This is a genomic window from Sphingomonas sp. URJC2 (genome assembly GCF_059803575.1).
This window is the reverse complement of the sequence record NZ_JAPFGX010000036.1, coordinates 16,257-27,085: the sequence shown is the minus strand read 5'-3', so window position 1 is coordinate 27,085 and position 10,829 is coordinate 16,257. Positions and strand designations below refer to the sequence as shown.

Annotated in this window: 11 protein-coding genes; 6 read left to right on the top strand and 5 right to left on the bottom strand. The window is 69.8% G+C overall.

Annotated elements, in window-relative coordinates; genetic code table 11:
* Positions 1–66: 66 nt before the first annotated feature.
* On the bottom strand, positions 67–1,035 hold the full coding sequence (locus OPU66_RS12015) for an isopenicillin N synthase family dioxygenase (protein WP_498553888.1): 969 nt from the start codon (positions 1,033–1,035) through the stop codon (positions 67–69).
* 126 nt (positions 1,036–1,161) lie between these two features.
* Here OPU66_RS12015 and OPU66_RS12010 point away from each other — a divergent pair, with 126 nt between their 5' ends.
* Positions 1,162–2,400: a multidrug effflux MFS transporter gene (locus tag OPU66_RS12010; RefSeq protein WP_498553887.1), complete on the top strand. Its 1,239-nt coding sequence runs from the start codon at positions 1,162–1,164 to the stop codon at positions 2,398–2,400.
* A 32-nt stretch (positions 2,401–2,432) separates the two neighbouring features.
* Here the strand turns inward: OPU66_RS12010 and OPU66_RS12005 are convergent, their stop codons facing one another.
* Entirely contained in the window at positions 2,433–2,738 is a 306-nt protein-coding gene (locus OPU66_RS12005; RefSeq protein WP_498553886.1) for a glycine zipper 2TM domain-containing protein, read from the bottom strand.
* A gap of 304 nt (positions 2,739–3,042) precedes the next feature.
* On the opposite strand from OPU66_RS12005, the gene OPU66_RS12000 reads away from it, so the two are divergent.
* Together OPU66_RS12000 and OPU66_RS11995 are read left to right on the top strand one after the other, a co-directional pair.
* Complete coding sequence (locus tag OPU66_RS12000) at positions 3,043–3,717, top strand: hypothetical protein (RefSeq protein WP_498553885.1); 675 nt, start codon at positions 3,043–3,045, stop codon at positions 3,715–3,717.
* 128 nt (positions 3,718–3,845) lie between these two features.
* Positions 3,846–4,295: a VOC family protein gene (locus OPU66_RS11995; RefSeq protein WP_498553884.1), complete on the top strand. Its 450-nt coding sequence runs from the start codon at positions 3,846–3,848 to the stop codon at positions 4,293–4,295.
* Between the two features lie 24 nt (positions 4,296–4,319).
* Here OPU66_RS11995 and OPU66_RS11990 read toward each other — a convergent pair whose 3' ends face one another.
* From OPU66_RS11990 to OPU66_RS11980, 3 genes are read right to left on the bottom strand one after another with little or no spacing between them, the layout of a single operon-like run.
* Positions 4,320–5,342 (bottom strand): methyltransferase, encoded by a 1,023-nt coding sequence (locus OPU66_RS11990; protein ID WP_498553883.1) that lies wholly within the window; start codon positions 5,340–5,342, stop codon positions 4,320–4,322.
* Complete coding sequence (locus tag OPU66_RS11985) at positions 5,332–5,748, bottom strand: VOC family protein (RefSeq protein ID WP_498553882.1); 417 nt, start codon at positions 5,746–5,748, stop codon at positions 5,332–5,334. The genes OPU66_RS11990 and OPU66_RS11985 overlap by 11 nt, the downstream gene beginning before the upstream one ends.
* The gene (locus tag OPU66_RS11980; RefSeq protein WP_498553881.1) at positions 5,745–7,784 is read right to left on the bottom strand and encodes a methyltransferase; all 2,040 of its coding nucleotides are present in this window, start codon (positions 7,782–7,784) and stop codon (positions 5,745–5,747) included. Before OPU66_RS11980 ends, OPU66_RS11985 begins: the two co-directional genes overlap by 4 nt.
* Positions 7,785–7,997: 213 nt before the next feature.
* Between OPU66_RS11980 and OPU66_RS11975 the strand changes: the two genes are divergently transcribed.
* From OPU66_RS11975 to OPU66_RS11965, 3 genes are all read left to right on the top strand, one after another.
* Positions 7,998–8,258 (top strand): hypothetical protein, encoded by a 261-nt coding sequence (locus OPU66_RS11975; protein WP_498553880.1) that lies wholly within the window; start codon positions 7,998–8,000, stop codon positions 8,256–8,258.
* A 64-nt stretch (positions 8,259–8,322) separates the two neighbouring features.
* Entirely contained in the window at positions 8,323–10,221 is a 1,899-nt protein-coding gene (locus OPU66_RS11970) for a WD40 repeat domain-containing protein (RefSeq protein ID WP_498553879.1), read from the top strand.
* Positions 10,218–10,820 carry an NADPH-dependent FMN reductase gene (locus tag OPU66_RS11965; protein WP_498553878.1) on the top strand — a complete coding sequence of 201 codons (603 nt, stop codon included), beginning with the start codon at positions 10,218–10,220 and terminating at the stop codon, positions 10,818–10,820. Before OPU66_RS11970 ends, OPU66_RS11965 begins: the two co-directional genes overlap by 4 nt.
* Positions 10,821–10,829 lie beyond the last annotated feature (9 nt).

Sequence of the window (10,829 nt, the reverse complement as noted above, 5' to 3'; positions counted from 1 at the left end):
GCGCCGGTCTGTCAACGCCCGGCGCCCCGCCTCCGCATTTGCCCGGGGGTAGCCCCGGTGCGGGCCTCAGCCCGCGACCCCGTCATCCTTGAGCAGGCCGAGCGTGCGCAGCCGCTGATTGAGATAGCCCTGCGCCGAAATCGGCTCGGGATAGCGATTCGGCCGGTCCGGCCCGATGCAACCGGGCAGGGTGTCGATGATGAAATCGGGTGCCGGGTGCAGGAAGAAGGGCATCGAATAACGCGGCACCCCCCGCCGCTCGGGCGGCGGGTTGACGACCCGGTGGGTGGTCGAGGGCAGGACATGGTTCGTCAGCCGCTGCAGCATGTCGCCGACATTGACGACCAGCGCGCCTTCGGGTGGATCGACGGCCAGCCACTGGCCGTCGCGGTCGAGCAATTGCAGCCCCGCTTCCTCGGCCCCCAGCAACAAAGTGATGAGGTTGATATCCTCATGCGCGCCGGCACGCACGCCCGGCGCATCGGCCGACACCGGCGGATAATGCAGCAGCCGCATCACGCTGTTGCCATCGGCCACCGCCGGCACGAACCAGTCATCGGCCAGCCCCAGATGACGGGCAATCGCCGCCAGCAGCCGCGCCCCCGCCCGGTCGAACTGGGCGAACAGCGCCTGAAACACCTGGCGAAACTCGGGCAGTTCCTCGGGCCAGAGATTGGCGGGCATGTCGGCGGCGAAGCGGTGACCGGCCGGCAGGTCGCGCCCGACATGCCAGAACTCCTTCAGGTCATTCTCGGTCGCGCCCTTGGCAGTTTCGATGCCGAACGGCGTATAGCCGCGCTGCCCGGCCAGCCCGGCGACGTGGTAACGGGCCTTGGCTGCGACCGGCAGCTCGAAAAACGCCCGGGTCAGCGCCCAGGCGCGGTCGATCAGCGCCGCATCGATGCCATGGTCGCACACGACCGCGAAACCGAAGCGTTCGAAGGAACCGCCCAGCCGGGCGGCAAAGCCCGCCGGGTCCTGGTCCTGTTCGGCCAGCGACAGCGGCGGGATCTTGCGGGTGTCTGTGTCGATCATCGGGCCTTCCTAAGCGGCAATGCCGGCCTTTGAATATCCGTTTTTGCCCCGGGACGCTTTTTTGCGGCCACGGCTTTTTGCCCCCGCCCCCTTTCGCTGCCGCACGTGCCGGGCCATGGCGGGGGTGTGCGCCGCCCGATTTCCCCCGCTTCGTCCGCTTCGTCCCGCCTGCGCCAGCCGGGCTTTGCCGAGTTCGTCACGCTGATCGCCGCGCTGATGGCGATGACGGCGCTGGCAATCGATTCGATGCTGCCGGCGCTGCCCGCGATCGGCGCGGATCTGGGCGTCGAATCGGCCAATGACCGGCAATGGGTGGTCTCGGCATTCGTGCTCGGCATGGGGTTGGGCCAGATCGTCCATGGCCCGCTGTCCGACCGATTCGGCCGCCGGCCGGTGCTGCTGGGCAGCCTGGCGCTCGGCCTGATCTGCAATCTGGTCGCGGCCGCAGCCGGCAGCTTTGCGCTGCTCGTCGCCGCGCGCGTGGCGAGCGGGCTGGTGACCGCCTCGTCGCGCGTGCTCGCCGTGTCGATCGTGCGCGACCGGTTTGCCGGGGCCGAAATGGCGCGGGTGATGAGCCTTGCGACCATCGTGTTTCTGGCCGCGCCGATCCTCGCGCCCAGCATCGGCCAGCTGATCCTGCTGGTCGCCCCCTGGCGTGCGATCTTTGCGGTGCTTGCGGCAGCCGGGCTGGCGGTGATGCTGTGGGCGGGCCTCCGCCTGCCCGAAACCCTGCCGCCCGACCGGCGGGTGGCGTTCAGCCTCGCGGCACTCAGCCAGGGTTTTGCCGCCGTGATCGGCAACCGCATCGCCATCGGCTATACGCTCGCCGGCACGCTGCTGCTCGGCACACTTTATGGCTATATCCTGTCGGTCCAGCAGATTTTCGACACGGTGTTCGACGCGCCCGCGCTGTTCCCGGCGGTGTTTGCCGCCAGCGCGGCGGCGATGGGCGTCGCCGCCTATCTGAATTCGCGGATCGTCACCCGGCTCGGCCCGCGCCATGTGTCGCACCGGGCGCTGGCCGGCTATGTCGTGCTCGCCGCCCTGCATCTGGCGATCAGCATGGCCGGGCATGAAAGCCTGATCAGCTTTGCGCTGCTGCAGGCGGCGGCGCTGGCCTGTTTCGGGCTGGCCACGGCCAATATGACCGCAATCGCGATGGAGCCGATGGGACGGATCGCCGGCATGGCCTCCAGCGTTCAGGGGCTGATCCAGATCCTTGCCGGGGCGGGCATCGGCATCGTGATCGGTCAGGCGTTTGACGGCACGACCCGGCCGCTGTTCGCGGGCGCGGTGTTGGCCGGGCTGGCCGCGCTCGCCATCATCGCGCTGGCCGAGCGCGGCCGGCTGTTCCGCCGCGACTGACCGGGAGGCCGCACCCCCCGGTCAGCGGCAGATCAGCGGCGCAGCGGCGCGCAGCGGCGCTTGCCGCCCCGATCGATCTCGCGGCCGAGCAGCGCCCCGCCCGCTGCGCCCACGACCGTGCCGAGCGTCCGGTCACGCCCGCCATCGACCGCACGGCCGAGCAGCGCACCCGCCGCACCGCCGACGATCAGCCCGGTGGTGCCATTGGGACGACGGCAATAGGTGCGCCCGTCGCGCCCGCGCCATTCGCGATACTGCGCCTCGGCGCTGTCCAGCGGAACGACCGCCGCCGGCACGGCGAGCATGGCGGCACCGATGGAAAGAGTGAGGATACGCATGTTCAGCTCCTGCTGTTTCGCTCAAAAAATCATATCACCCCGGAACGGAGCGTGCGGCAATCATCGCAGCCCGGCGCTGAACAGCCGACAACGGCGCTGACAGAAACGCCGCGGCCGGCACGATTCCCGCTCGGCTCCCCGCCCGAATGTCTCGTTTCGGCGCAGTCGGTGGCGACGCCCGCGTTAACCGCGCATTTGCTTGGAGCGGGCTAGATTGCACGGCAGACAGGCCTTCAGGCCCGGGCCGGACGCTGCCGGTTTCCGGCCGGAGTTGAACGGGCCAGAGATGGACAGGGGTGTGACGATGCGAAGCGTGACGGAGATCGCAGCCAAGGGGTTCGGCCTGGCAGCCGCGCTGCTGATCGGTGCAGCGGCGGATGCGGCAACCTTCATCACCACCGTCCGCGGCGTCGTGACCGAACAATTCGTCACGCCGCTGACCCGGCCGGGCGCGACCAGCCCGATCAATGTCGGCGACGAAGTGGTGGCGACGTTCCGCTACACGCTGCCGGCGGGATCGGCCGCCGGGCAGACGGTTGCGATGTTCAACGGCAATCTGGCGACCTTCCGGATCGGCGGCATCAGCTGGACGTCGGACGCGGATCATCTCGGCGCGCTCGCCCCGCCCCGGCTGACGACGGGCGCGGACCCGCTCAGCGACTATTTCTCGACGATGGAAAACACCGCCGGCGATCTGCGCATCCGGCGCAACAGCTTCACCATTAGCCATTTCGGCTATGATCTTTACGAAGGCCCCGGCTTTCGCGGGACGTTCGACCCGGCGACCGCGATCACCAGCGAGATCGAAATGGGCAATCTGAGCGTCACCAACCTCGCCGCCGTTCCCGAACTGGCGATGTGGGCGCAGCTGATCGCCGGCTTTGGCGCGATCGGCATCGCCGTCCGCCAGCGCCGCTCGCGCCGGATGAAGTGGCAGGGGCTGGTCGCCCGGCTGAGCGGGCGCGTCCGCGAGGGCTGAGGCCCGCCTCCCCCGAAGATCGCACCGAATAAGATCGCACCGAATCGGCGCAAGCCCGGCTTCGCAGCGGCGCGGCCGCGCCCTAATCTTGTCCTGGCCCGGCGACCGCGGGCCAAGGAGGACATCAGATGCTCGCAGCGGGGCGGATCAGCCATCTCAACCTGCCGGTGCGCGATTTCGACGCCTCGCTCGATTTCTATGTCCGGCGGCTCGGCCTTGGCTATGTGCGCCATCTGCGCCCCGGCAAGGTGATCCTCGACTGGGCGGGCTTTGCCTTTTTCATCGAAGCGGCACCGGACATTGCGGCGCATCCGCGCTTTCATTTCGGCATCGAGACCACGACCGACGGAGTGCGCGACTGGGAAGCACGGCTTGCCCGCGCCGGCATCGCCCAGGTGGTCGGCCCGCAGCCAACGGGCCTTGCCGACACCTATGTGACGCCCGACGGCATCCGCACCGTGCTGTATTTCGCCGATCCGACCGGCCATGTCATCGAGGTCTATTCGCATATCGGCGTCGACACCGGCCATGTCGATCCGCACTGGGCGGCATTGTCGGGCGGGGCTGATCGGGCGTAGCCGAGATCGGGCGGGCGGGGCTGGTCAGCCGGGCAGCGTGCCGATCATGATCGCGGGCGCGGGCCGTTCGATGGTCGTACAGCCGGCGGCGCGCAGCATCGCCGCCACCTCGCCCGCGCGATAGGGCCGGCCGGCGCGGGTTTCGACCATCAGTACCATCGCGAACAGCGCGCCGCCCGCGGCACTCGTCCCGTCATCGTCGAGAAAATTGTCGCGCACGGCGATCCGCCCGCCCGGCTCCAGCGCCGCCGCCACCCGGCAGAGCAGCGCCGCCGCCGCATCGGGCGGCTCGCCGTGCAGGACATTGCTGATCAGCGCCAGATCATATGGCCCGCCCAGCGGATCGCGGTGGAAATCGCCGGGCAGAAAGCCGATGCGCGGCGCGGCGGGATCGGCGGCGATGATGTCGCGCGCGACGGCAATCGCGGCGGGCAGGTCGAACAGCACCGCGCTCAGCGCCGGATTGGCCGCGCACAGGCCGAGCGCATAGCTGCCGGCACCGCCGCCGACATCGATCAGCCGCCGCGACCGCGCCGGATCGATCGCCGCGACCGCGCCCGGCACATGGAACAGCACCGCCCGTTCATGCGCGGCGTGAAGCAGCACCGCCAGCCGGCCGGGATCGTCGAACAGGCTGCCGGTGCCCGGCGGCTGGCCGGTGCGCAGGATCGCGGTCAGCTCGCCCCAGGCCGCCCAGTCGGCACCGTGCAGCCGCAGCCAGGAGCCGATATGATAAGGCCCGGCGCGGTCGAGAAAGGCGGCGGCGACCGGCCGGTTGGCATAGGCATCGCCGTGACGGGCGACATAGCCCATCTCGTCGAGCGCGGCGAGCAGCCGGGTAAGCGCTGCAGCATCGCAGCCGAGCGTCTGCGCCAGCAGCGCCGCAGACGCCGGGCCGTGGCGGCCAAGCGCGGTGAACAGATCAAGCTCGGCCGCGCTGATCAGCGCCCGCGACCGCCAGATATCGGCATCGGCGAGCAGCCGGTCGAGCGCCGCCCCCAGATCGTCGGGATCGGCCGCAGGGGCCGTTGCTGCCTCAGTCGTCATAGGCGTGGCGCACGCGCGGATCGGGGGTCAGATACTGGACCAGTTCGATCTCATGGCCCGCCGGATCGCGCAGATAGGCGCGCAGCCGCGCCGGATGCGGCGGCTTGAGCGTGACATCGGTCCCTTCGGCGCGTGCCCGGTCGATCACCGCCGCCAGATCGAGCACGACGACGCCGATATGCGTCTGGCGCAGCGCCAGATCGGGGCCGTAAACCGCCCCGTCATAGGGCGAGCGGAAGGCGAGATAGCTGTCATCGTCGCCGATATGGACCCAGTCATAGCTGCGGTCGGCGGCGCGCTCATGCCCGCGCCCGCGCAGCCGCCAGTCGAACAGCCGGGTGTAGAAGCCGATCAGCGCGTCCAGATCGGGCGCGACATATTGGACATGCTCCAGATAGGCGCTCATGGCCGCCACCCGCTCACCAGGCTCTTGTGCGCGCCCAGCCGGATCGTCCGCACATCCGCCAGCCCCGCCGCCGCCAGCAGCGCCTCCGCCTCGGCATCGGTTTCCAGATAGGCCCCCGGCCGCTGCACATGCAGGCGCAGCGACAGCAGCGCCGCCGAGGCCGGCGTGACGCCATCGGCATCGAGCGCGAATTTGCCGATGGCGATGCGCCCGCCGGGGGCGAGCAGCGCCGCCGCGCGCGCGAGGATGTGCGCCTTTTCGTCGCGGGCGAAATAATGCAGCAGGTCGCTCAGCAGCACGAGGTCGAACCCCGGCACCAGCCCCGGCGCGGCGGCGGGATCGCAGGCATCGCCGGCAATCAGATCGATCCGCGTCCAGAGCGGCCCGGGCGCAGGCGCGGCGCGGTGGCGGGCAATCACCTCGTCCCGGTCGAGCAGCACCACGCGCAGATCGGGCCAGCGCGCGCACAGCGCCTCGGCGAACAGGCCGGTGCCGCCGCCCAGATCGAGCGCGCGGCGCGGCTCCGGTGCGCCAGGGGCCATCCCATCGGCCAGCGCCGCGACCAGGGCCGCCGCCTCGGCATCATTGGCAGCACCCACCGCCGCCAGATAATCGGGCAGGCCCGCCGCCTCCATGATCCGGGCGGCGCGCGGCCGTTCCCCCGGCGCGCGCAGCATGTCGGCCAGATCGAGCCAGACGCGGTTTTCGGTGCGAAACGCGCGCAGCGCCCCGCGAAGCGAGGCCGGGGCATTGCCCGCCAGCCGCTCCAGCCCGGCGGGCACCAGATACATATCGCCGTCGCGCGCCAGCAGGCCGATGGCGACCAGCCCGTCGAGCAGCACCCGCGCACCTGTCGCATCCATCCCTGCCGCCTGTGCAACCGTGCCGGCGCGCGCCCCGCCCGGCCCGATCAGGCCGAAAAGGTCGAGATCGAGCGCGGCCTGGAACAGGCATGACAGGCGAAATGCGGTGGCCAGCGACACCAGCTCGCCCCAGGGCAGGGCCGGGGGATCGGCGGGTGCTACGGCATGGACGGGCGGGGCGGGGCGCACGGCCGTTTCGGCTTCGGCGACGATCACGGTCTTGATCCCGTCCAGATCGATCCGGCGGGTCCGCGTGCAACGGAGCGCGCACAGAAACTCCTCAACCTCATCGTCGCTCTCCAGATAGCCCTGACCGGTCTTGAGCCGCATCCGCAGCGAGAACAGCGCGCCCGAGGGCGGCCGGGTGCGGGTGCGATCAAGCGTGAATTTGACGACCGCGACCCGCCCGCCCGGGGCCAGCGCGGCCACCGCGCCGGCGAGGATCGCCTGCTTGTCATCGGCCCCGAACAGCTCGAGCAGTTCGTTGACGATCACCAGATCATAGCGCGCGGGCAGCCGGGTGGTGCGGGCATCGCCGGTGATGCGGCCAAGCCGTGCCCCGACCCGCCGGGCGAGCGCCGCCGAGGGTGCAAAGCCCGATGCAAGGTCGAGAATATCGACGCGCAGCCCCGGATGGCGAGCGAGCAAAGCGGCGGCCATGTCGCCATCGCCGCCGCCCAGATCGAGAACGCGCGCGGGCGCGGCGTCGCGGCACAGGCGCTCGGCGACCTGGGCGGCAAATGCGCGGTTGATCGCCCGCAGCCCCGGCCGCCCGGCGATGCGCCCGTCGAGCAGTTCGCGGCGATAGCTGTCAGGGGCCCAAGATCGCCCGGTCAGGATCGCCGCCATGTCGAGCCAGACCCGGTTCTCCGCCCGGTGGGCGGCAAGCTCCGCCCAATGCGCGGCGGGCACGGCACCGAAAAGATTCGGGGCGAGCTGCCATCGCCCCGCGACCGGCGCGACCAGCCCCTGCCCGGCCAGCGCGCGCAGCAACAGGCCAAGCGGCTCCGGCCCGATGCCGCTTGCATGGACGAGCGCGGTCAGCGAACGCGGCCCGCCGGCCAGCGCGGCATCCAGCCCGGCATCGACCATCGCGAACACCAGCGCGGACAGCGCATGTCGCCCGGCCAGATCGGCGAGCACAGGCCCCGGCACATCCGCCGCAGCAGCCATGTCCGGCATGGCCGCAACAGTCTCGGGCGGCCTTTCCAGTAAATATCCGGCGGCTTCGGGCATATGATGATCCTATCGCGCCCCGCCGGCCATGTTGAATGGCAACTGACTCCGTTTTGGCGGCCATCCCGTTGACCCTTTGGACAGCAAAAACCTAGCAGTGAAGGCGCGGCATCATGACGAAACCCGCCGCATCAAGGGAGGAGAACGGACATGATTCTCGATCTCGACAAATCATCGAAAGCGCTCAACAGCCTGAAAACCAGTGCCGGCGAAAAAAATCTGGACGGGCTGCACAGCGCGCTCAAGACGTTTCGCGCCGGGCTGGGCACCGAGCTCAACGATGCCGAGTTCCGCTATGTGATGCAGACCCTGTTCAACGAACAGGTGGTGACCGTGCCGGCCGAGGAAGCGCGCAAGGCACCCCCGCCCACTCTGCTCGGCCATGGCTTCACCATCCGCCAGGTCATCTGACGGCCAAGTCGTCTGACGGGCGGCGGCGGCGAAACGGCGCTTTTCTGGACACGGATCCCATTTGATGCAGACGTCCGCGAAAATCGGCTGTTTCGCCGTCGCCCCCGGCGAGGCGCATCTGCTGGCCGGCACCATGGGGGGCGAGATCCTGTCGGTCGCGATCGACGATTTCGCCATTCTGGACCGGCTGCGCCCGCATCTGGGCGCGATCGAGGCAGTTGCCGCCCATCCCCGGCTGCCCTTCTGGGCGGCGATGGGGATGGACCGGCAGGTCAGCCTGATCGAACGCGGTGCGGACGGGCGGCTGCGCCTTGCCGACCGTTTCTCGTTCCGCGACACGCCGTGCCGCAACGATCCGGTGCCGGTGCCGCCCACCCAGTCGCTCAGCCAGGCGCTTACCTTTCACCCCTATGAGCCGCGGCTTGCCGTGCGGTCGGGGGCGTCGGGCGTGCTCGAAATGGAGTTCGGCAGCGGCCGGCTGGGGGTGCGCCACTGCACGCGCTTTCACGGCGACATCGATCTTGTCACGCTGCGCTATGTCGAGGACGGCGCGGCGCTGCTGAGCGCGGCGGGGGGCCATGCGGTGCTGTCGCGCGACGGGGTCGAGCTTCGCTCCTGGACGCTTGGCGATTTCAACCTGCACTGGTTCGAACCGCTGGGCGACGAGGAATATCTGGTCGCGTGCGACGAGCTTTATGTGATCCGCCTCGATCTCAAAGGGCGGCGGCCGCCGCTGCGCGGCCACCGGCTGACGCGCGACGATCTGGAACATGTGACGTTCAACCCGGTGTCGCGCCGCGCCTTTGCCGCCGGGTTTGACGGGCAGGTCTATGAAATCGATCCGGCGACCGGCGACTGGCGCGGCCATGCCTGGCGCGCGCCCTACAAGATGCGCTGGATCAGGACGCTCGAACGCGCGCCCGACACACTGATCGCGCACTGCTTCAACGGCGGGCTCTACAAGGTCGATCTGGCGACCGGCGCGACGGCGGCGGTGCTGAAGAACACGCCGGACACCGTCTGGTCGAGCGTGCGCGACGGCGATTCGCTGTGGTTTGCCGGCGAAGGGGCGGGCGTGCGGCGGATGACGCTTGGCCCGGCCGATCCGGTGACCGGCGCGGTCGCCATCACCCCCGACCGGCTCTGGACCAAGCCCGCACCCCATCAGACAGGCTTTGCCAAGCGGATCGACCGCGCCACCGGGCCGGACGGGCAGGCGGAGCTGCTGCTTGCGCAGAAAAACGGCGTGCTGCTCGCTCTGTCAGACCGGGGCGCGCGCACGGTTATCGCGCTCGATGAAGAGCTGCGCGATCTGGCGGTGATGCCGGGCGGCAGCCAGGCGCTGGTTTGCACCGAGGCGGGGTGCGTCTACCGGATCGACACCCATCAGGGCACGATCGAGGCCGCCTATGCCAATCAGCTGCGCGAGCCGATCTGGTCGCTCGCTTATCATCCCGGCCTTGGCCTTGCAGCCTTTGCCGAGCGGCGCGGCGAGCTGGTGATTGCCGAGGCCGATACGCTGAGCCCGGTGATGCGCTGGGGCCGGACATCGCGGCCGAAACGGATGAAATGGTGCGGCGACCGGCTGATCCATGTCCAGACCGGCGAGCTGTTGCGCTTCGATCCGCGCTCGGGCCGGTCCGACCCCTATGTCGCCGAATGCGGCAACACGATCGAGGATTTCATCTGGGACGCCGCCCAGCGCTATCTGGTGCTGGTCAACTATCGCACCGAGCTGGTGCTGTGCGATTTCGCCACCGGGGCCAAGCTGTCGGTCGTCCCCGATCAGGCCGATTTCTCCAAGGGGCTGGCCTGGCTCGACCGGCCCGGCGATCCCGCCGCCTATCCGCTTGAGTTCATCACCTATGGCCGCAGCGGCACCGCCCACCGGTTTCGCATCCACAATGAACGGCTGCTGGCGCTCGGCCCGGTCGCGCCCGCTTTGCTGAGGGACATGCCATGATCCGCATCGCCATCATCGCCGGCAGCCAGCGGCCCAATGCCCAGTCGGGCAAGGTCGCGGCGTTCATCGCCCGCACGGCGGCGGCGCGCGAGATGGCGGCGGACACGATCAGCCTTGAGAGGCAGCCGCTGCCGCTCTGGACCGACGATCCCCTCGCCCTGCCCGCGCAGGAGGCCGCCTGGGCGCCGCTGCGCGCGACGATCCTTGCCGCCGATGCGCTGGTGCTGGTGACGCCCGAATGGAACGGCATGGTGCCGCCCGCGCTCAAGAATTTCTTCCTCTATTGCACCGGCCACGAACTCGCCGACCGGCCGGCGATGATCGTCGCCCTGTCGTCGGGCAATGGCGGCTCGGCCCCGGCGGCCGAACTGCGGATGAGCAGCACGCGCGACACCCAGATCTGCTACACTCCCGAACAGGTGATCGTCCGCCGCGTCACCGACATGCTCAACGGCCCGGAACCGGCGTCGGAAGACGATGCCTATATCCGCTTCCGCATCGATTACGGTCTGGCGGTGCTGGCCGAATATGCGCTGGCGCTGCGCGCGGTCAGGGCAAGCGGGGTCAGGCGGTTCGACATCGTGCCCTACGGCATGTGAGCCGGACGA